The organism is Mesorhizobium sp. ESP-6-2 (genome assembly GCF_020164675.1).
Taxonomy (GTDB): Bacteria; Pseudomonadota; Alphaproteobacteria; order Rhizobiales; family Rhizobiaceae; genus Mesorhizobium.
On record NZ_JAIUGT010000002.1, the window covers coordinates 69,253 to 88,057 of the forward strand.

Annotated in this window: 19 protein-coding genes; 12 read left to right on the plus strand and 7 right to left on the minus strand. The window is 65.8% G+C overall.

What is annotated here, in order from left to right; translation table 11 throughout:
- Positions 1-167: 167 nt before the first annotated feature.
- From LB532_RS05360 to LB532_RS05370, 3 genes are read right to left on the minus strand one after another with little or no spacing between them, the layout of a single operon-like run.
- Entirely contained in the window at positions 168-2,465 is a 2,298-nt protein-coding gene (locus LB532_RS05360; RefSeq protein ID WP_140642781.1) for a xanthine dehydrogenase family protein molybdopterin-binding subunit, read from the minus strand.
- Positions 2,462-3,445 carry an FAD binding domain-containing protein gene (locus tag LB532_RS05365; protein ID WP_140642783.1) on the minus strand — a complete coding sequence of 328 codons (984 nt, stop codon included), beginning with the start codon at positions 3,443-3,445 and terminating at the stop codon, positions 2,462-2,464. Before LB532_RS05365 ends, LB532_RS05360 begins: the two co-directional genes overlap by 4 nt.
- A complete protein-coding gene (locus LB532_RS05370) occupies positions 3,442-3,921 on the minus strand; it encodes a (2Fe-2S)-binding protein (RefSeq protein WP_140642784.1) in 480 nt (159 codons plus the stop codon). The genes LB532_RS05365 and LB532_RS05370 overlap by 4 nt, the downstream gene beginning before the upstream one ends.
- A gap of 311 nt (positions 3,922-4,232) precedes the next feature.
- On the opposite strand from LB532_RS05370, the gene LB532_RS05375 reads away from it, so the two are divergent.
- Both LB532_RS05375 and LB532_RS05380 read left to right on the plus strand, forming a co-directional pair.
- Positions 4,233-4,847 (plus strand): TetR/AcrR family transcriptional regulator, encoded by a 615-nt coding sequence (locus LB532_RS05375; protein ID WP_140642785.1) that lies wholly within the window; start codon positions 4,233-4,235, stop codon positions 4,845-4,847.
- 57 nt (positions 4,848-4,904) lie between these two features.
- Complete coding sequence (locus tag LB532_RS05380; protein WP_140642787.1) at positions 4,905-5,903, plus strand: bestrophin family protein; 999 nt, start codon at positions 4,905-4,907, stop codon at positions 5,901-5,903.
- Positions 5,904-5,987: 84 nt separating this feature from the next.
- Here the strand turns inward: LB532_RS05380 and LB532_RS30035 are convergent, their stop codons facing one another.
- The 3 genes from LB532_RS30035 to LB532_RS05390 all read right to left on the minus strand — a co-directional run bounded on the left by LB532_RS30035 (position 5,988) and on the right by LB532_RS05390 (position 7,337).
- Positions 5,988-6,116, minus strand: a complete 129-nt coding sequence (locus LB532_RS30035; protein WP_263487670.1) for a hypothetical protein — start codon at positions 6,114-6,116, stop codon at positions 5,988-5,990.
- A gap of 26 nt (positions 6,117-6,142) precedes the next feature.
- Entirely contained in the window at positions 6,143-6,463 is a 321-nt protein-coding gene (locus tag LB532_RS05385) for a hypothetical protein (protein ID WP_140642789.1), read from the minus strand.
- A gap of 121 nt (positions 6,464-6,584) precedes the next feature.
- A complete protein-coding gene (locus LB532_RS05390; protein ID WP_140642791.1) occupies positions 6,585-7,337 on the minus strand; it encodes a DUF899 domain-containing protein in 753 nt (250 codons plus the stop codon).
- A gap of 108 nt (positions 7,338-7,445) precedes the next feature.
- Between LB532_RS05390 and LB532_RS05395 the strand changes: the two genes are divergently transcribed.
- The 3 genes from LB532_RS05395 to LB532_RS05405 all read left to right on the plus strand — a co-directional run bounded on the left by LB532_RS05395 (position 7,446) and on the right by LB532_RS05405 (position 10,327).
- Positions 7,446-8,666, plus strand: a complete 1,221-nt coding sequence (locus LB532_RS05395; RefSeq protein WP_140642792.1) for a helix-turn-helix domain-containing protein — start codon at positions 7,446-7,448, stop codon at positions 8,664-8,666.
- A 36-nt stretch (positions 8,667-8,702) separates the two neighbouring features.
- Positions 8,703-9,335 carry a PQQ-binding-like beta-propeller repeat protein gene (locus LB532_RS05400; RefSeq protein WP_140642794.1) on the plus strand — a complete coding sequence of 211 codons (633 nt, stop codon included), beginning with the start codon at positions 8,703-8,705 and terminating at the stop codon, positions 9,333-9,335.
- A 161-nt stretch (positions 9,336-9,496) separates the two neighbouring features.
- Positions 9,497-10,327, plus strand: coding sequence for an aldo/keto reductase (locus LB532_RS05405; protein WP_140642795.1), 831 nt, complete (start codon positions 9,497-9,499; stop codon positions 10,325-10,327).
- Positions 10,328-10,384: 57 nt separating this feature from the next.
- Here the strand turns inward: LB532_RS05405 and LB532_RS05410 are convergent, their stop codons facing one another.
- Entirely contained in the window at positions 10,385-10,690 is a 306-nt protein-coding gene (locus tag LB532_RS05410; protein WP_140500102.1) for a hypothetical protein, read from the minus strand.
- Positions 10,691-10,913: 223 nt separating this feature from the next.
- Here LB532_RS05410 and LB532_RS05415 point away from each other — a divergent pair, with 223 nt between their 5' ends.
- From LB532_RS05415 to LB532_RS05445, 7 genes are all read left to right on the plus strand, one after another.
- Positions 10,914-11,555 carry a glutathione S-transferase family protein gene (locus LB532_RS05415; protein ID WP_224556634.1) on the plus strand — a complete coding sequence of 214 codons (642 nt, stop codon included), beginning with the start codon at positions 10,914-10,916 and terminating at the stop codon, positions 11,553-11,555.
- Positions 11,556-11,809: 254 nt separating this feature from the next.
- Complete coding sequence (locus LB532_RS05420; RefSeq protein ID WP_140642796.1) at positions 11,810-13,333, plus strand: ATP-binding protein; 1,524 nt, start codon at positions 11,810-11,812, stop codon at positions 13,331-13,333.
- A 136-nt stretch (positions 13,334-13,469) separates the two neighbouring features.
- A complete protein-coding gene (locus LB532_RS05425) occupies positions 13,470-15,242 on the plus strand; it encodes a class I SAM-dependent DNA methyltransferase (protein ID WP_224556437.1) in 1,773 nt (590 codons plus the stop codon).
- Positions 15,239-16,330, plus strand: a complete 1,092-nt coding sequence (locus tag LB532_RS05430) for a BsuBI/PstI family type II restriction endonuclease (RefSeq protein WP_140642798.1) — start codon at positions 15,239-15,241, stop codon at positions 16,328-16,330. Before LB532_RS05425 ends, LB532_RS05430 begins: the two co-directional genes overlap by 4 nt.
- A gap of 188 nt (positions 16,331-16,518) precedes the next feature.
- Entirely contained in the window at positions 16,519-16,719 is a 201-nt protein-coding gene (locus LB532_RS05435; protein WP_140642799.1) for a hypothetical protein, read from the plus strand.
- A gap of 428 nt (positions 16,720-17,147) precedes the next feature.
- Positions 17,148-18,020, plus strand: coding sequence for a helix-turn-helix domain-containing protein (locus LB532_RS05440; protein ID WP_224556438.1), 873 nt, complete (start codon positions 17,148-17,150; stop codon positions 18,018-18,020).
- A 273-nt stretch (positions 18,021-18,293) separates the two neighbouring features.
- Entirely contained in the window at positions 18,294-18,713 is a 420-nt protein-coding gene (locus tag LB532_RS05445; protein ID WP_224556439.1) for a helix-turn-helix domain-containing protein, read from the plus strand.
- Positions 18,714-18,805 lie beyond the last annotated feature (92 nt).

An 18,805-nucleotide genomic window follows, 5' to 3' on the forward strand; every position in this document is an offset into this window, starting at 1 on the left:
GATCCCAGATCTACTCCAAGCCACCTCCTTTATTTACGACATGTTAGTACTGTGTCAATTGTGAGGGTTAACAGGGCTGAACCCAAAGACCTGCGTTTTTTCTTATCTGTGGCCGTTAGCGGTCGAGCTGCCAACCCCCTCCGGGAGGAGATTGGCAGCTCCGAACCTCAGATCAGCTTCTCCAGCGTGATCGGCAAATCGCGGACGCGCTTCCCCGTCGCGTGGAACACCGCGTTGGCGATCGCCGGCGCCACGCCGACGATGGGCAGTTCGCCGACGCCCTTGCCGCCGAGCACCGAGGAGTGCGGGTCGGGGATGCCGACCGAGATCACCTCGATATCCGGGATGTCGGCATTGGTCGGCACCAGATAGTCGGCGAGGTTGTTGTTGACGATGCGGCCGTGGCGGCGGTCGATGATGCCTTCTTCCAGCAACGCCTGGCCGATACCCATGATGATGCCGCCCTTCCATTGGCTTTCCGCCAGCTTCGGATTGTAGAGCCGTCCCGAATCCAGCGCCGACACGACGCGCGAGACGCGCACCGTGCCGAAATCCTCGTCGACCCGCACCTCAATGAAATGCGCGCACCAGGAGTGACGGGAATAGTCGCCTTCGGTGTGCGGCAGCGCCATGGCGATGGTGGTGTAGTTCTTGTAGCGGTCCTCGGCGCTCGAATTGGCCGGCATGGTGTCGCCTGTCGCCTCGATCCGGTCGCGGCCGACGCTTTTGAGGAGCTCGGCGATCGAGACATCGGGGCCATCACCGCGCGGCGCGGTGATGCGGCCATTGGCGACGACCAGCGTGTTGGCCTGCAGCGCATGGAAGGGCGAGCGCGGGTCGCTGATCGCCAGCCCGACAAGCTGGTCGAGCGCCGAGGTGGCGGCCTTGTAGACGGCACCGGTCATGACGCCGGCCAGGCGCGAGCCGCCGGCGACGCCGGCGCGGGGAAAGCGGGAATCGCCCAGCTTCACCACGACGTCGTCGGCCGGCACGCCGACCGTCTCGGCCGCCGTCTGCGCCAGGATGGTGTAGGTGCCCTGGCCCATGTCGATCGAGGAGCTTTCGACCTCGACCGAGCCGTCGGCCAGGATGCGCACGATCGCCTCGCCATAGGCGCGCCGCACCGGATAGGTGCCGGCGGCCACGCCCCAGCCGATCAGCTGGTTGCCGTCGCGCATCGAACGCGGCTCCGGTGTGCGCCTGGCCCAGCCGAAGCGCTCGGCGCCTGTGGCAAAAGCCTCGCGCAACTGTCTGGTGGACCAAGCTTTTTTCACTTCCGGGTCCTGCTCGGCATAGTTCCGCAGCCGGATTTCCAACGGGTCGATGCCGACCTCGTAGGCGAGCTCGTCGATGGCGCTTTCGATGCCGAAGGCCGAAGGGTTCTCGCCCGGCGCGCGCATGGCGCCCGGCACCACGGAATTTACCCGCACGACGTTCTGCCGAGACGAAAAGTTCGGCGTCGCGTACATGATCGAGGTAACCGAGGCCAATGGCTCGACCCACATGCCATCGATCGATGTCTCGTTGACGCCGCGATGCACGATCGACTGGATTTTTCCTTCCGCGTCGGCGCCGAGCGCCACCGTCTGGCGCGTCGCGGCGCGGCCGCCATAGCCGGTGAAGGTCTGCGGGCGCGTCATCACCAGGCGCACCGGCCGGCCGAGCATTTTGGCTGCACACGCCGCAACCGCGCCATGGCCGAGCGCCAGAGCCTTGGAGCCGAAGCCGCCGCCAATATAGGGCGAGACCAGCCGCACATTCTCGAACGGCACACCGAACCATTCGGCATAGGTGCGCGCCATGCCGTCGAGCCACTGGCTCGGCTCCCAAACAGTGAGCCGGTCGCCCTCCCAGCGCGCGATCAGGCCGTGCGGCTCAATCGGCGCCTGGTATTCGCGCGGCGTGTTGTAGGCGGCGCAGATCCGGACCGGGGCGGACGCAAAGGCATCCTGCGCGTCGCCCCATTCCTTGGTCATGGCGTCGATCGGTATGCCGTCGCCGGCCTTGACATCGTTGAGGTCGACGATGGCCGGCGTTTCGTCATAGTCGACCTTGACCAGTGCCGCTGCCGCGACCGCCTGCTCGAAGGTTTCGGCGACCACGGCGGCGACATGCTGGCCCGAAAAGCTGATGTCGCGCGCCAGCGGGCAATAAGGCTTGCCGGGCGGAGGCGTGCCGAACCAGTCCGACGCGGTTTTCAAGGCGATGATGGTGTCCGGCGTCAGCACTTGCAGCACGCCGGGCGCCGCCTCAGCCTGCGCCGTATCGATGGCGCGCACCTTGCCGGACGCGATCGTGCTGTCGACCAGTACGGCATAGGCCAGGCCTTCGAGCTGCTGTTCGACGGCGTATTTGGCCGCGCCGGTGATCTTGGCCGGGCCGTCGACGCGCGACAGCCGGCCGCCGACGGCTTGTGCCAGCACGCCGTCGGAGGCGTCGCCATGTCTTGCGATGTGAACGGTCATGCCGCTTCTCCCAGTTTGAGGATGGCGCGCGCGACGACGCGCGGCGCGAGCTCGATCTTGTAGTGGTTGGCGCCATGGTCGACGGCGCCCTCGATGGCGAGCAGGCTGGCCGCGCGGACAGCCTCAGGCTCCAGCGCCTTGCCTTTCAGCGCCTCTTCCACGGCGCGCGCCCGCCAGGGTTTGGTGGCAACGCTGCCGAGCGCGACGCGCAGGTCGCGGACGGTGCGCTCGTCGGCCTCGAGTTCGAGGCCGACGGCGGCACTGGCGGCGGCGAACTCGTAAGACTGCCGGTCGCGGACCTTCACGTAGGTCGAGCGGCGGGCGGCGGCGGATCCGGGGATTTCGATGGCGGTAATCATCTCGCCCGGTTCGATCGCGTGTTCCTTGTGAGGCGTGGTGCCGGGCAGCAGGAAAAAGTCGTCGACCAAGACGCGGCGTTCGCCGAGATGGACCACCGCATCGAAGGCGACGAGCGCGGTGGCGAGGTCGCCGGGATACGTGGCGATGCAGGCCTCGGTGGTGCCGAGCACCGCATGGCCCCTGGTGACGCCGCCGATCGCCGAACAGCCGCTGCCGGGCTCGCGCTTGTTGCAGGCGGCAAAATTCGAGGGATCGCGGAAATAGGGGCAGCGCGTGCGCTGCATCAGATTGCCGCCGACGGTCGCCATGTTGCGGAGCTGCGCCGATGCCGCCTGCCACAGCGCCTCCGAGACGGCGGGAAAGCCGCCCTTGATGCCAGCGTGGTCGGCGACATGGCTCATCCTGGCGAGCGCGCCGATGACCGCGCCGCGCTCGTCGATCTCGATTGTGTCCAGCCCCTTGAGATGAGTGATGTCGACCAGGCTGTCGGGCTCGGCGAGGCCGCATTTGGCGAGGTCGATCAGCGTCGTGCCGCCGGCCAGCAGCATGGCGCCGGGCAGGGCGGCCGCCCGGCGTGCGGCGTCGACCGAGGTGGCGCGAAGATAGGAAAAATCCCTCATGACGCTACCTCCAGCGCTGCCTGTCGCACGGCAGCGACGATGTGCGGATAGGCGCCGCAGCGGCAGAGATTGCCGGCCATGTATTCGCGGATCTCGTCATCGGAGCCGGCATGGCCTTCGCGGATGCAGGCGACCGCCGACATGATCTGGCCAGATGTGCAATAGCCGCACTGGAAGGCGTCCTGATCGAGGAAGGCAGCCTGCACGGGATGCAGTTCGCCCTCCCGTGCAAGCCCCTCTATGGTGGTGACGGCGCGGCCTTCGGCCTGTGCCGCCAGCGTCAGGCAAGCCAGCACGCGCTCGCCGTCGACATGCACCGTGCAGGCGCCGCACTGACCGTGGTCGCAGCCCTTCTTGGTGCCTGTCAGGCCGAGGCGGTCGCGCAAGGCGTCGAGCAGCGTGACGCGCGGTTCGAGGTCCAGCGTATGCGGCTGGCCGTTGATATCGAGATGGACGGGGATTGTGGTGTTCGTCATGGGCGTCTGGCTCCAGTTGCTTGACGCTGAGGGAAATGAAGTGGTGTCGGGGCGGGGAAGGGCAAGGCCAATCGAGGAGGCGGAGCGGCGGAGACGGCGATCTCCCTCGCAACAGGTGAGATTGGCAGCTTTGCGGTCACGGCCACTCTCCAGCGGAAATCGGCTTTGGCTTGCAAGCTTTCAGCACGTGACATACCGGTTCCCCTGATTATATGATAAAGGTGCTCCACTAAAACGGAGGCGCCTCCGTTTATTACGTGGGGGCTGACCCGATGGGGTTCAAGCCCCATATTTCGACAGTGGAGAAAAAATTGGCCGCAGAGCCGTCCGCCATCCCCGATCGGAAGACCGCAGAGGCCAAGCCGTTGCGCGCCGACGCGCAGCGCAACCGCGACCGGCTGGTCGAGGTGGCGGCCTCGGTCTTCGCCGAGCGCGGGATCGATGCCTCGCTGGAGGAGATCGCGCGCCGCGCAGGCGTCGGCATAGGCACGCTCTACCGGCATTTCCCGACACGGGAGCACCTGGTCGAGGTGGTCTACCGCCGTGAGGTAGAGGGACTGTGCGCGGCCGCCGGCGAACTGGCGGCAAAACATCCCTCGGATGTCGCGCTGGAGGAATGGATGCGGCGCTTCGTCGACTATATCGCCACCAAGCGCGGCCTGGCGACCAGCCTGCGCATCCTGCTCACTACCAATTCGAGGCTGTTTTCAGACACATCCGGCAGGGTGTCGCAGGCCTTGCGGCAACTTGTCGAGGCGGCGGTGGCCGACGGCACCATCCGCGGCGATGTCGACGCGTCCGACGTGCTGCACGCGCTGGGCGGCATCTATTCGGCGCCCGACACTCCGGATTGGCGCGATCGATCGCGCCGGCTGGTCGGGCTGCTGATGGACGGATTGCGGTTCGGCGCCGTCAAGGCTAGGTGAGGGCGACTGGAGACTGGCCCGCGGCTGGCGGGCACGTCCGCGATTTGGGGGCATCTTATGTATGTAGGCCGTTCCTACAAGGTGATGGATTTCGCGCTCTGGTCGCGGCGCAGCGTCATCTACATGGTGGTGGTGAGCGGACTGGCTGTTGCGGCCTACCGCCTTCCCGGCCTTGCCGGGTTCTCGGTGCCGTGGTCTGTCGTGCTGGTGCTCGGCACCACGGTGTCACTGGTTGCCGGTTTCAAGAATTCGCAGGTGTTCACCCGCAGCGGTGAGGCGCTGCAGGCTTTTGCGCAAATCACGGCCAGCAGCCGGTTGTGGTCCAATTTCTGCAGGGACTTCACCGACGCCCCGACGGCGAAGCAACTCATCTATCGCCACATCGCCTGGATGACGGCGCTGCGTTTCGCGCTGCGGCGGCCGATGCCATGGGAATCCATGGCGCGGGCCGCCAATGTCGAATACCGGCGGCGTTACCATGTCCAGGAGGATACGGGCTTGATTGCCGACGAATTGCGGCCGTTGTTGGCCGAGCAGACCGGGGGCGTCCTGAAATCGCCCCGGCCGGCAATCGCCTTGCTCGAAATGCAATCGGTGCAGGTCAACGGGTTGTTCAAGGACGCCAAAATTCCTCCGCAGATCTATGTCGAACTGACGAAACTCATCCGCGACTTCCACGACCAGCAGGCGCGCTGCGACCGCATCAAGAATAATCCCTATCCCCGCCAATACGCCATCGTCAGTTCCATGTTCGTGATGATCTTTTGCACGCTGTTGCCGTTCGGCGTCGTTCCGGTCTTCGCGGAGATGGGCAAATTCGGCGGCGCGCTGGGCTCGATCGCGATCTGGCTGACGATCCCGTTCAGCACGCTGCTGGGCTGGGCATACATGTCTCTCGACCAGGTCGGCGAGAGCAGCGCCAACCCTTTCGAGGGCAACGCCAACGATGTGCCGATTTCGCAGATCTGCCGCGACATCGAGATCGAAATGCGGACTTGGCTCGGCGAGGTCGATCTTCCCGCGCCATTGCTGCCTGTCAACGACATCGCGACGTAAAAGCCAGCGCGCTTGGCGGGGATGAGCAGAGCGAATGGCCGGCGTCATTTCCGCCTTGGGCGGCGCGCCAGCGCCGTCGAAGCGTCAGGTCTTTTCGGGCGTGCACCAGGGGCAGCCCTTGGCGGGTTGCGACGGCTCGTCGCCGCGCCGTGTCGGCTCCGCCTCGATCGGCTCCCGTGTGTCGGGACCGTGCGTCTCGCTCGTCTGTGTCATGGTCTTCTCCTTGACGGGGTTGCGATTCAAACTGCTTGCGCAGTGCCCTGTTTTTGCAGCGTTTTCTCCAAGCGCTTGGCTTTCTCCCGGCCCGCCTGCCTGTTGGAAATCACGCGCAGCCACGGCGCCAGATGAAAGGCGCTCATCAGCAGGTACATGGCCGGCATGCCGGTGAGCGGCGAGGGCGTGCCCATGCACAGCATCGTCGCATCACCGCCGAAGATGCCGGCCAGCAGCGCCATCAGGGCGAAGGTCGGCGCCGCGGCGAGACAAAGCCAGTCGGCGATGCCGAGGCGGGCCGCGTCCTGATCGGGACAGGGGCGGGCGCCTGTATGGATGTCGCTCATGTCTTTCTCCTCGGTTGCGCATTGGCGCGAGCCCGGAAAGCTGCAGCAGTTCTGGGAAAGCTGCCGCCTTGCGAAGAGCGTCCGGCCGTGCTTGCGCGGAGCCGGGCGCTCTAGCCAGGCTCTACTGGGCGTCTTTGTTGCGGAACGCCGCCTCGCCGGCAGCAGACACTTCGTCCCATTTCCTGTCCGGCGCGGCGTCGGCGTCGTAATTGTCGCTCCAGTTCCACCATTTGTAGGTCGGGGTCTGCGGATAGCCTTCGGGCGAGTCCTCCCAGACCTCCTGGCGGCCGAGCGGCGTGGCGTCGAGGTAGCTCCAGACGGTGCCCATCGCCTCGTCGCCGCGGTTATTAATCAGATAGGTGCGGAAGATGCGGTCCCCGTCGCGGATGAAGACGTTGTGGCCGTGCCATTCGTCGACGCCAAAATCTTTGTCGAAGCTGTCGGTGATGGTGTACCAGGGCATTGCCCAGCCCATCCGCTTCTTCAGCCGCGCAATGTCGGCCTGCGGCGCGCGCGAGGCATAGGCCAGCGTGGTATCGCGGGCGTTGAGATGGGCGAGGTTGGAGACCTGGTCGGCGCCCAGCGAGCAGCCGCGGCAGGCGTGATCAGGCCAGCCATACACACCCGGCTCGAAGAAGGCGCGGTAGACGATCAGCTGGCGGCGGCCCTCGAACAGGTCGAGCAGGCTCGCCTTTCCATTGGGTCCTTCGAATGTGTAATCCTTCTCGACGGCCATCCAGGGCATGCGGCGGCGCTCGGCGGCCAACGCATCCTTGGCGCGGAGCGTCGCCTTCTCCTTTACGAGCAACTGCTGGCGCGCCGCCTCCCATGCTTGCTGGGAAACGATCGGCGGTGTGTGCATCTGCTTGGTCATGGCTTTTGCCTCGCTGTTCCGGTTTGATGTGACGGGACTGACATAGCGCCGGACAGCGGGACGGTGAGAGTTACAAGTATGGCGGGATTCGCCATGGCGGGATTTTGAATGGATTCGCTGATCACGGCTGCGGGTCTGTTGCTGGCGGCGGGCGATCCGCTCGGCGCGCTCGACCGCGTGGCACTGCGCGAGGACGCACCAGCGCTGGCGCTGCGCGGCATCGCCATGGCGCAGCTTGGCGATCTCGACCGAGCCAGGGCGCTGCTGCGGCGCGCGGGGCGCGCCTTCGGACCCAGGGAAGCGGTGGCGCGCGCCAGGTGCGTCGTCGCCGAAGCCGAGATCGCGCTGGTTTCGCGCGACCTCGGCTGGCCGGCCAAGGCGCTCGATGCGGCGCGGGCGACGCTGGAAAGGCAAGGCGACCGGCTGAACGCCGCGCATGCGCGGCACCTGGAAGTGCGGTTCCTGTTGCTGATCGGCCGCCTCGACGAGGCCGAGAAGGTGCTGGCCGGGCTCGATGCGACGCCGTTTCCGCCGGCTTCGCGGGCCGCGCACGAGCTGGTCGTGGCCGGCATCGCCATGCGGCGCCTCAGGACGAAGACCGCGCGCGCGGCACTCGAGCGGGCGCGGCACGCCGCATGGCGGTCCGGCATTCCCGGACTGATGGCCGAGGTCGACAGCGCGTTCCGGGCGCTGGCAACGCCCGCGGCGCGACTGATCGCGAACGGCCAGCAGCGTCCGCTGCTGCTCGAGGAGGTCGAGGCCTTGCAGGCATCGGAAGCGCTGGTGGTCGACGCTCTTCGTCATGTCGTGCGCAGGCAGGAGGCGCTGGCCTCGCTGGCGACACGCCCGGTGCTGTTTGCGCTGGCGCGCGCGTTGGCCGAGGCCTGGCCCGGCGACATGCCGCGTGCGGCGCTCATCGCCAGAGCCTTCGGCGGCAGGCACGCCGACGAGTCGCATCGCGCCAGGCTGCGGGTCGAGATCGGCCGGCTGCGCGCCGAGCTTCGCGGGCTGGCCAGCATCCAGGCGACGAAACGCGGTTTTTCGCTGGCGCCGAAAGGGGGCGGCGAGGTGGTGGTGCTGGCGCGGCCGATCGAGGAGCGGCATGCGGCGGTGCTCGCCTTCCTCGCCGACGGCGAAGCCTGGTCGAGCTCGGCGCTGGCGCTGGCGCTCGCATCCAGCCAGCGCAGCGTGCAGCGCGCGCTTGAACAGCTTGCCGAGACCGGCAAGGTGCAATGGTTCGGTCACGGCCGGGCGCGCCGCTGGATGACACCGCCGGTGGCGGGTTTCACGACCACCTTGTTACTCCCGGCGCCGTTGCCGAACGGCTAGAAACGGATCACACGATCAAAGGCGAGGATGAAGGACATGAAACATGCAGCGGCCGAGATCCTGCGCGAATACGGCCCCTTTGCGGGCGTGGACAGCGTGCATGGGGTGAGCTTCGATGGGCGGAACGTCTGGTTTGCCTCGGGCAAGGGGCTCACCGCCTTCGACCCGGAGAGCGGGCAGGCGGTGCGCTCGATCGATGTCGCCGCGCATGCCGGGACGGCCTATGACGGCCAGTACCTCTACCAGCTCGCCAAGGACCGGATCCAGAAGATCGATCTCGACACCGGCACGGTGCTGTCCACCATTCCGGCGCCCGGCGGCGGCGGCGATTCCGGCCTCACCTGGGCCGAGGGCACGTTGTGGGTGGGGCAGAACCGCCAGCGCAAGATCCACCAGATCGATCCCGAGACCGGGGCGATCCTGCGCGTCATCGAATCCAACCGCTTCGTCACCGGCGTGACCTGGGTCGACGGCGAGCTATGGCACGGCACCTGGGAAGGCGACCAGAGCGATGTGCGACGTGTCGACCCGGAGACCGGAGATGTGCTGGAACGGCTCGACATGCCGCCCGGCAAGGGCGTATCGGGGCTCGAATCCGACGGCGGCGACCGCTTCTTCTGCGGCGGCGGCCCGGGCGGCGTGGTGAGGACCGTGCGCCGGCCGAAATGAGGACTGATCCTTGCGGTGAGCTCAAATGCCGACGCCTGCGGACAAAGCGACAGGAGCATCGCCTGTGTCGATCACACATTCGGCAATTTGTCCGCCGCCGACTGGCCGTTGCCCGATGCCGGGCCTAGATAGGCTGGACCATCTTCGCAGAGGACCAGACCATGCCTGAACAGATTTCGTTGAACGACGGCTCGACCATTCCCCGGCTCGGCCTTGGCGTGTGGCAAGTCGATCCGGCTATCACCGCCAAGGTGGTGGGCTGGGGGATCAAGGCCGGCTACAGGCTGATCGACACCGCCGAAGGCTACCAGAACGAGAAGGGCGTCGGGGAGGCGATCCGGAGCGCGGGCGTGCCGAGAGGCGAGCTGTTCATCACCTCGAAGCTGCGCAACGGCGCGCACCAGCGCGATGCCGCATTGCGCGCTTTCGAGGATACGATGGACAAGCTCGGCATCGAACAGATCGACCTGTTCCTCATCCACTGGCCGGTGCCCAGCCAGGACAAATATGTCGAGGCCTGGCAGACGCTGGTCGAGCTGCAGAAAGCCGGCCGGATCAAGTCTGTCGGCGTGTCGAATTTCAACCGGGATCACCTGGAGCGCATCATCGGCGAAACCGGCGTCACGCCCGCCGTCAACCAGATCGAGCTGCATCCGCGCTTCCAGCAGCGCGAGATCAGGGAATTCCATGCCCGGCACAACATCCACACCGAAAGCTGGAGCCCGCTCGGCAGCGGGAGGCTGCTCGGCGATCCGACCATAGCAGGCATCGCCGCAAAGCACCGCAAGTCCGCGGCGCAGACGATGATCCGCTGGCATCTCCAGGAAGGGCTGATCGTCATCCCGAAATCGGTCCACCAGGACCGCATATCAGCCAATTTCGACGTCTTCGATTTCGAACTGGACGCGCAGGACCTGAAAGCCATCCGCGGCATGGATTCAGCCGACGGCCGCGTCGGGCCGAACCCTGCCACGGCGGCGTTCTTGTTCTGAGGTCACCAAGGTTTTTACTCTACGCCGGCGTCTCAGGAGATCAGCAGCTTCAGCGCCTCAAATCCCCGAGCCGTCCAGCTGCTGGGCGTCGTCGCCTTCCCAGGGCGAGGGCATGGAGGCGCGGGCGAGGTTGGCCGAGGGCATCGGCATCCAGCATTTCAGCTCGGGCTCGGCGTATTCGACGATGCGGCCGGGCGAGGAGTCCGATGCGCGCCAGCCTTCTTCGCCGAACTGGTCGCCGTCCGACCAATAGGCGAGGTCGACTTCCGCCGGCCCCTGCTCGGACGGCCGGACCGTGACGAGGATCCGGCTGCCGTCCTTGGGCGCGCTTGACATGTGGCGCCAGCGGTCGGGCTCATCCATCGCTCATCCTCCTCGAGATCCATTGCCGTGCTTCGGGAGGGATAGTCGCCTCGCGTCCGGAAGCGGTCAACCCGGACTTTTCGCAAAAACCCGTTCTTGCGGTCGCGACCGCATTGTCGGATTCGATGGGCTCTATCCGTCCTTGGCGTGCATGCCGCAACAAAGGAGCGAGGCGATGGCGAGTGACAAGGTCGGGCCGAAACCGCACGGGGCGGACGCGGGGATGAAACTGTTCTTCAGCCGCAACCCCAATCCGCGCCTGGGAGTCGCGGTGGCCCGTCACCTCGGGGCGAAGGTCGCGTTCGAATTCGCTTCGCCCATGGCGCCGGGGCAGGCGGAGCGGTTCCGTCCGCTCAATCCCAACCTTTCCCTGCCCTTGCTGGCCTGGCCGGGAGGGAGCCTCTGGGAAGCGGACGCCATAGCCTGCCGGCTTTCGCGCGACATGGGTTCGGATTTCTGGCGCGCGGGCGACGACGAACCCGAGATGATCCGTTGGCTGAGCTGGGGCAAGGAGGAGTTCGTCAGGGCCTGCGACATCGTGCATTTCGAGCGCGGCACCAAGCAGCGCTACGGCATCGGTCCGATCGACGCGGAAAAGGTCGCGGAGGGACTGGAACAGTTCCACAGGACGGCGCCGATCCTCGAGGCGGCACTTGGCCGGCGGCCATGGCTGGCGGGGACTTCGGTCTCCTATGCCGATTTCCGCATGGCGACGTTCCTGCCCTTCAACGACGCCGCCCGCTTGCCGCTCGGCGATTATCCCGGGATCGAGCGCTGGTACCGCCGGCTCGAAGAGATCGAGGCCTGGCGCGATCCGTTCCAGGGGCTGGACGCGCCCGCATTGGCGCCGGTCCCCGGACAGTGATGCCCGCGTGAGACGAAGCGAGAGCGGTCGACGAGGCTTCAGGGTTTGAATCGCGATTCCGCTTCAACTGCTTGTTTTCACGTCCATCCAAAACGATTGCGCGCTTGTCCTGCAATCGTTCCCCCGGTCCGATATTCGCATCCGGCAGGCAGTATTCGCACAACTGTGCGCAACGCCCAACTGCCGGCCATCGGCGCTCGACGCGTTGCAATCGGGTTGATAAGTCCCTCTGCGAAGGAGCGGCTGAGTCTGACATGACCGTTGCGATCGAGATGGGACAGACGACCGCCGGCGCGCCGGCAGCGCTGGACCTTGAGGAACTGCTGGCGACGCGGCTTTTGGTGCAGGGCAATTCGGGCTCCGGCAAGTCTCATTTGTTGCGCCGGCTGCTGGAGCAGAGCGCGCCCTGGGTGCAGCAGACCATCATCGACCCCGAAGGCGACTTCGTGTCGCTGGGCGAACGCTTCGGCCATCTGGTGATCGATGCCGAGGAGCATACCGAGCGCGGGTTGCAGAGCGCCGGCGAGCGGGCGCGCATCCACCGCGTCTCCACGGTGCTCAACCTCGAAGGGCTCGACGCCGAGAACCAGATGCGGCGCGCCGCCGCCTTCCTCGGCGGTCTGTTTGAGGTCGCGCGCGACCATTGGTATCCGATGCTGGTGGTGGTGGACGAGGCACAGCTTTTCGCGCCGGCGGTGGCCGGCGAGGTTTCCGACGAAGCGAGAAAGCTTTCGCTCGGCGCCATGACCAATCTGATGTGCCGCGGCCGCAAGCGCGGGCTTGCCGGCATCATCGCCACGCAGCGGTTGGCCAAGCTGGCCAAGAACGTCGCGGCCGAGGCCTCCAACTTCCTCATGGGCCGCACCTTCCTCGACATCGACATGGCGCGCGCGGCCGACCTGCTTGGCATGGAGCGGCGCCAGGCGGAGGCTTTTCGCGACCTGGAGCGCGGACATTTCATGGCGCTTGGGCCAGCGCTTTCGCGCCGTCCGCTCGGCCTGCGCATCGGCCCGACCGATACGAGCCCGCGCAACGGCACGCCGCGCCTGATGCCATTGCCGGAGGCAGCGCTGGAGGATGCACGCGCGATCATCCTGGCCGCGCCGCCGCCTGAGGCTGTCCGGCCGCGACGCCAGGCGGCATCGCCGGATCTGCTCGACCAGCTGATGGCGGCGAAGTCGGCGGCGCTGGAGATCCGCCCCGAACCGGCCGAGCCGGCGCCCAGCGCCGAGGACCTGGCGGAGCGGCGCGAGCGGATGGACCGCATCCTGCGCGCCATACTGGCGGAGCCCGACGCGGGCTTCCGCGTCATCGGCGTGCTCTACCAGGAGTTCGTGGTGCGCTGCCGCATCGAGGGCCTGGCGTCGGTCGTGCCAGACCTGCAGGAGTTCCGCCGCATGCTGACGCGCGCCCGCGCCGGCGTCGGCTCCGATATGGCCGAGGGCGATGCGTGGCGCGACGTCTCGGTGCGCGCCTCGCTGCTGCCCGAGGACATGCAGGGCGTGTTCATGATGATCGCCCGCGCGGCAAAGGAGGGCTGGCCCTGCCCGAGCGACGCCGCGATCGCCCGCGCCTATGGCTCGCACTCCATGCGCCGCGCCCGGCGCCTGCTCACCTATATCGAGGAGCAGGGCCTGATCGTTTGCCAGCTCGACGGCACCGGCCGCCGCACCGTGACGCTGGTGGAACTCGCCTGGGCGACGGCGCCGGGCGATCCCAATGCGGCGCCGGGCGAGCCCAACGCCGAGGAGACGGAGCAGGGCAGCCTGGCGCTGTGAACGATGCATGCGCGCGGCATGGTTGCGGTTTTTCACTGGAACATAACGAGAACATGTGATACTCTATCGCATCGGTGAGTCTTGCGCGGTACGGTTGAGGGCGATGGGAAAAATTTCACAGATTCGCGGGTCGAAATTGCCTGCCGTCTTGCGCTCGGTGGTTGATGCGTTGGCAGCGGCGCGCGCTGAGCTGTCGAAGGCTCGCCTTCTGGCACGCGCATGGTGCGAGACGATCAACGAGTGCGACCGCGAAGCCTATGCGGTTTCGCTGACCCGGCGCGCGCTGGCGGCCTTGTCGGCGGCCCTCGGCATTTCGCCGGCGATTTGCCCCTCGCTCGCCTTCGACACGGAGCCGTTGGACGAGCCGGCATCGGCACTTGCACACAGCATCGGAGAAACCGCCGCAAGGCTGCCGATCCTCGAAGCGCTGCATCTCGTCACGAGCCTCTATCCGGTCCTGCTGCCGACCAGGGAGCGAGGCGAGCGCGGCGCCTTCTACACGCCGCCGGCGCTGGTCAACCGCCTTCTCGACCAGGCTGAAGAAGAAGGCCTCGACTGGCGCACCGCACGGGTTCTCGATCCGGCCGCCGGCGGCGGGACGTTCCTGTTCCATGCCGCGCACCGCATGGTCGCCGCGCTCGGCGATTGCGAGCCCGCCTTCGCGCTCAGCCATGTCGGCACCAGGCTTGCCGGTTTCGAGCTGGACCCGCACGCGGCCAGGCTCGCGCAGGGCGCCCTGGAGATCGCTCTCGCCGATGTCGCGACCAAGGCCGGCCGCGCTGCGCCCGCCATCGTGACGGCGTGCAACACGCTCGAGGCCGATCCGGAACCCGTCTTCGATCTCGTTGTCGGCAATCCGCCCTACGGACGGGTGTCGCTGCCGTCGCAGTTGCGGGAGCGCTATGCGCGCAGCCTTTACGGGCACGCCAACCTCTACGGCGTTTTCACCGATGCGGCGCTGCGCTGGACGAAGCCGGGCGGCCTGATCGCCTTTCTGACGCCGACAAGCTTTCTCGGCGGCCAGTACTACTCGGCCCTGCGCGGCCTGCTCGCCAGGCAGGCGCCACCCGTCGCCATCGACTTCGTGCATGCGCGACGCGGGGTTTTCGAGGATGTGCTGCAGGAGACGCTGCTTGCCGTCTATGTCAGCGGCGCCGAGCCGCGGCGCGCGCAGATCCACTACCTGACCGTGGCCTCCGAAACCGAGGCCAAAATTGTCCGCAACGGCACGATAGGCTTGCCATCCGACCGCGCCATGCCCTGGCTTGCGCCGCGCACGCCGGAGCACAGCCGGCTCATCGCCCGGGCCGAGACGATGACGCATCGGCTTGCCGATTGGGGCTATGGGGTCTCGACCGGCCCGCTGGTCTGGAACCGCTTCAAGGGCCAGTTGCGCGACCGTGCCGGCGGCAAAGGCGTGCATCCGCTGATCTGGGCGGAAGCCGTCACCTCCGACGGCCAGTTCGCCTATCGCGCGCGCAAGAAGAACCACGCCCCTTATTTCAAGCTGGAGGCTGGCGACGGCTGGCTGCTTGTCGAGGAGCCCTGCGTCCTGGTGCAGCGCACGACCGCCAAGGAACAGGCCCGGCGCCTGATCGCCGCCGAACTTCGCCAGGAATTCATCGATGCGCATGGCGGCGTCGTCGTCGAAAACCACCTCAACATGGTCCGCGCGACCGGCAGCACGAAGGTGCCGGCGGCAGTCGTGGCTGCGCTTTTAAACAGCCGTGTCGCCGACGATCTTTTCCGCTGCATCAGCGGCAGCGTCGCCGTTTCCGCCTTCGAGCTCGAAGCGCTGCCGCTGCCGTCGCCCAAAAGCACCAGGGCGTTGGCGAAGCTCGTCGCAGCCGGTGCGGCGCGCGATGAGGTCGAGGCGGAATGCCGCCGCCTCTACGGTGAGCCTGCATGACGGCACGGCCGCCCTATGCGACGCGCGATCTTGTCGCCGGGCGCCTGCCGCTGATCTTTCCGGAGGGCACGCCGAACCGCACCTACTGCATCCGGGAACTGGCCGCCAGCACCGTGTTCGCCGCCATCTATATCGGCGCCGTCGAGGGTTCGGGGCGGTTTCTCGGCCCGGTCCATGTCTATCGCATGACCCGCGAACAGGCGGCGCTGGCGGACGATGTAGATCGGGATGCCTACGCCGCAACCGTCCTGCGCAAGAACGGCGTCGTTGCGGGATCGCGCTGGTACGCGGACAATACGCGCGAGCCCATCCGCGACGAGACGCTGCGCGACGGGCTGGTGGCGATCGGCGCGGTGCTGCGCCGGGAAGATCTGCCGACGACATCGGGTCAACCCCGCTATGCGCTGAAAGCGGCGTTTGCCGCCCTGTTCGATCCGGCGCTGGAAGGCGAGGCGCTGGAAACCGCCATCGCGGACTTCCAGGAAACGCATCTCAGCAAAGGCGCGCTGGCCCGCGTGACCATCATGCGCGCCGGCGCCGTCGCCAACACCGCCGGCATCCGCGTCACGTTTCCGAACGGCGACACGAGGCTTTTGGCGCCGGGACCGAGTTCGGTCATCGCGCAAGCCGTCATCGAGGTGTTCGCCAAACGGTTTCTCGCCGCCCCTGCCATGTTGTGGTTGAGCGAGAGCGGCAACAAGGTGGTCCTGCGCGACGACGCCATCGCCAGTGCGATCGGCCTCAAGATCGAGGCCGACAGGAACCTGCCCGACATCATCCTGGCCGATCTTGGCCGCAAGGAGCCGCTGATCCTGTTCGTGGAAGTGGTGGCGACCGACGGCGCGATCACGGACCGCCGGCGCGATGCCCTCCTTGCCGTGACGGACGCGGCTGGTTTCGAGCGAAAACAGATTGCCTTCCTCACGGCCTACCAGGATCGCCAATCCGCCGGCTTCAAGAAGACCGTTGCGCAACTCGCCTGGGGTTCGTTCGCCTGGTTCGTCTCGGAACCCGGCCAACTGCTCGTGCTGCATGACGGCGCGGGCGACGGGCGTCCATTCGGCAGCTTGCCTTGGACAGTGGTGTAATAACGCTTCCCTAGCGTCAATAGGACAGCCGGTCGATACACGGTTTATCCGGTGTTGCGCGCCCTTGGCGGCCTGGCCTGTTATGTTTAATGTTGGACTTATTGTATAAAAATAAGGTCTGGCGAATAGCACTTCGTTGGTCGGGAACGAGGAGCATTTTCGTTTGATGGCGAGGGGAGCGCCAAACGATGACGTTCAACTTCGATGGACCTCCAGTGGATGAGTCCGAGGCTGACATCCCGCTTGCCTGCCAGCGCCAATTGTTGCCTCTCGTAGGCGAAATCGTCGAGGCGGCTGTCGCGGCCGGCTGGGACAAGGATGATGTGCTTCTGGCTTTTGTGGAACTCGCGTGGGATCTTTACGAGAAAGGTCGCGGCGACCCGCAATAGACGGCCGTGAACGGCTGGCTCCGCGCCGTTCCGTTGCGTGCCACTGATGCCGAACAACGCTGTCGAACCACGGGGCCGACACAGCCTCGCATGTGAACTCTTCCTTCGTGACCGATGCGTTGCCGGCTTCCGCCTGGGGCGACGAAACCGTAAGCGAAGAACCGTCAAGGCTCTTCGCTATTGACGGTAGAAATGCTGCTGAACTTCCTTCGACGGTCAATTCTTCTTTCTTATCTCGAATAAAGAATTTTCTTTGCGCGTGGAAGTTCTTTCTAATTCGAGGCGTGTGCGTTACGTTGATTCCGGGTTAGGGGAAGGGGATACCAAGCGGCGATAAGCCGGCTGAGGCGACACGTATGAAACATGCGGACCGGGCTCGGGAAAGCGGCGATTCCCGGGGCGTCGATCAAGAGCGGACAGCTCGATACGTGCTAGACATCATTCCGGAAAGTGCTGGTCCCAGAAGAGCCACCGCCCGCGGCAGCGTCATCTATTCCGTCCGCAGTCCTGGATCCCAGAAATTCCTGGCCAGGGAGCATTCCACGGGAATTGTGCTGAGGCCGGCACGCAAACTGAGAGCCTCGCTCGGCAGTGACAGGATCACGCAGTACGATGCGCCGGTCGGCTGTCTCGTCATCAACCCAGCGGGAATCGACAGCACGCTGGCCTGGTCGCAGACCAGGGAGAACGCCGTCGTTTCCATCTCTCCCGAGGCGCTGTCCGAGCTGGCGACCCATGAGTTCGACCTCCCGGAGGTGGAGCTCGAGCCGCCTGCATTCGGCACCGTTGACCTGAGGGCGCTCAACATAGCCCAGATGATTACTGCCGAATTGACCGACAGGCTGCCGCCGAACGAGCTTTATCTGGACTCGCTGCTGACGGTGTTCGGGATACATCTGCTGCGCAGTTACACGGGTCGCAAGAGGCGGGCCGCGTCGCCGAGAGGCGGGCTCTCCGCCGTTGGCGCCCGACGCGTGCGAGAGTATCTCGACCAGAACTTCGCGCGGAAAGTCATGGTCGCCGAGCTCGCGTCGGTCGCGGGGGTCTCGCCAAATCATTTCATAGCAAGGTTCGCCAGGACATTCGGCATGCCGCCGCATCGGTATCTGATCAACCTGCGGCTCGACCTCGCGGAAAAGCTGCTGGCCGGCGGAGGGTTGCCCATTGCCGAAGTCGCCTACCTTGCCGGATTTTCGGATCAGAGCCATCTGGCCGCGACCATGAAGAGATACAGGGGAAGGACGCCAGGCGGACTGGTGGCGCTTTCCGCAAGAATTGAAAGCCCGACCATGGCAAAGTAGCAACACCTGCCGGCCGGCGATCCAAGACCGGAATTTCCTACAAGGCTTCCGGAGTTTTTCAAAATACGTCCGTCACCACCTGTGCCCCAAGCTTTGCTGGAGTCATTTGGAATGCCATTCAGTTTGCGTATTGTTTGCCGACCGGCCGGATCGATCACATGAGCGGGGCTGGCGATGCGGGCCCGCTTCGATCAATCACGAATTGTTTTTCAGGGGAACGGGGAGGGAGGCCTCGGGTTGAAGTTCATCTGGGAAATATCGGGAGGCCGAAAAATGCCGGGCGATGATGGTCCCCCCGGAGCGGTTTCCGGAACCAATCCGGCGCGGCAGCCGCTGCTCGACGTGAAGGGCGGGCTTTCCGTCCGCAGCGCGCGCAAGGTGCAGGAGTTCCTGAACGAGAACTTCTCGCGCAAGCTGGCGCTTGCCGAAATGGCCGCCGTCTGCGGTTTTTCATCCTATCACTTCGTGCGCGCCTTCTCCAAGACGTTCGGCATGCCGCCGCATCAATATGTGCTCGACCTCAGGCTGGATTTCGCGGAACGGCTGCTTGCCGACAGCCGCATGACCATCGCCGACATCGCCCATCTCAGCGGTTTTTCGAGCCAGAGCCACTTCACCACCATGATGAAGAAATACCGGCAGGTGACGCCTATGCAGGCGCGGCTGACCAAGTTTAACGCGAAGATTAGATGAAGCCGCTCTGTGTCATTATTTGATTTCTTTGTTTTAAAGCAGCTGCTAAGGTAACGAGCCGTTAACCTCCGCCTATATGCTCGGCTCTTTTC

Excerpts from the sequence above, each read along its gene's own strand:
- LB532_RS05360 (WP_140642781.1), bottom strand. The coding sequence starts at position 2,465 with ATGACCGTTCACATCGCAAGACATGGCGACGCCTCCGACGGCGTGCTG.
- LB532_RS05410 (WP_140500102.1), bottom strand. The coding sequence starts at position 10,690 with ATGGATGAGCCCGACCGCTGGCGCCACATGTCAAGCGCGCCCAAGGAC.
- LB532_RS05370 (WP_140642784.1), bottom strand. The coding sequence starts at position 3,921 with ATGACGAACACCACAATCCCCGTCCATCTCGATATCAACGGCCAGCCG.
- LB532_RS05395 (WP_140642792.1), top strand. The coding sequence starts at position 7,446 with ATGGATTCGCTGATCACGGCTGCGGGTCTGTTGCTGGCGGCGGGCGAT.
- LB532_RS05400 (WP_140642794.1), top strand. The coding sequence starts at position 8,703 with ATGAAACATGCAGCGGCCGAGATCCTGCGCGAATACGGCCCCTTTGCG.
- LB532_RS05405 (WP_140642795.1), top strand. The coding sequence starts at position 9,497 with ATGCCTGAACAGATTTCGTTGAACGACGGCTCGACCATTCCCCGGCTC.
- LB532_RS05435 (WP_140642799.1), top strand. The coding sequence starts at position 16,519 with ATGACGTTCAACTTCGATGGACCTCCAGTGGATGAGTCCGAGGCTGAC.
- LB532_RS05415 (WP_224556634.1), top strand. The coding sequence starts at position 10,914 with ATGAAACTGTTCTTCAGCCGCAACCCCAATCCGCGCCTGGGAGTCGCG.
- LB532_RS05445 (WP_224556439.1), top strand. The coding sequence starts at position 18,294 with ATGCCGGGCGATGATGGTCCCCCCGGAGCGGTTTCCGGAACCAATCCG.
- LB532_RS05420 (WP_140642796.1), top strand. The coding sequence starts at position 11,810 with ATGACCGTTGCGATCGAGATGGGACAGACGACCGCCGGCGCGCCGGCA.
- LB532_RS05385 (WP_140642789.1), bottom strand. The coding sequence starts at position 6,463 with ATGAGCGACATCCATACAGGCGCCCGCCCCTGTCCCGATCAGGACGCG.
- LB532_RS05365 (WP_140642783.1), bottom strand. The coding sequence starts at position 3,445 with ATGAGGGATTTTTCCTATCTTCGCGCCACCTCGGTCGACGCCGCACGC.
- LB532_RS30035 (WP_263487670.1), bottom strand. The coding sequence starts at position 6,116 with ATGACACAGACGAGCGAGACGCACGGTCCCGACACACGGGAGCCGATC.
- LB532_RS05430 (WP_140642798.1), top strand. The coding sequence starts at position 15,239 with ATGACGGCACGGCCGCCCTATGCGACGCGCGATCTTGTCGCCGGGCGC.
- LB532_RS05380 (WP_140642787.1), top strand. The coding sequence starts at position 4,905 with ATGTATGTAGGCCGTTCCTACAAGGTGATGGATTTCGCGCTCTGGTCG.
- LB532_RS05390 (WP_140642791.1), bottom strand. The coding sequence starts at position 7,337 with ATGACCAAGCAGATGCACACACCGCCGATCGTTTCCCAGCAAGCATGG.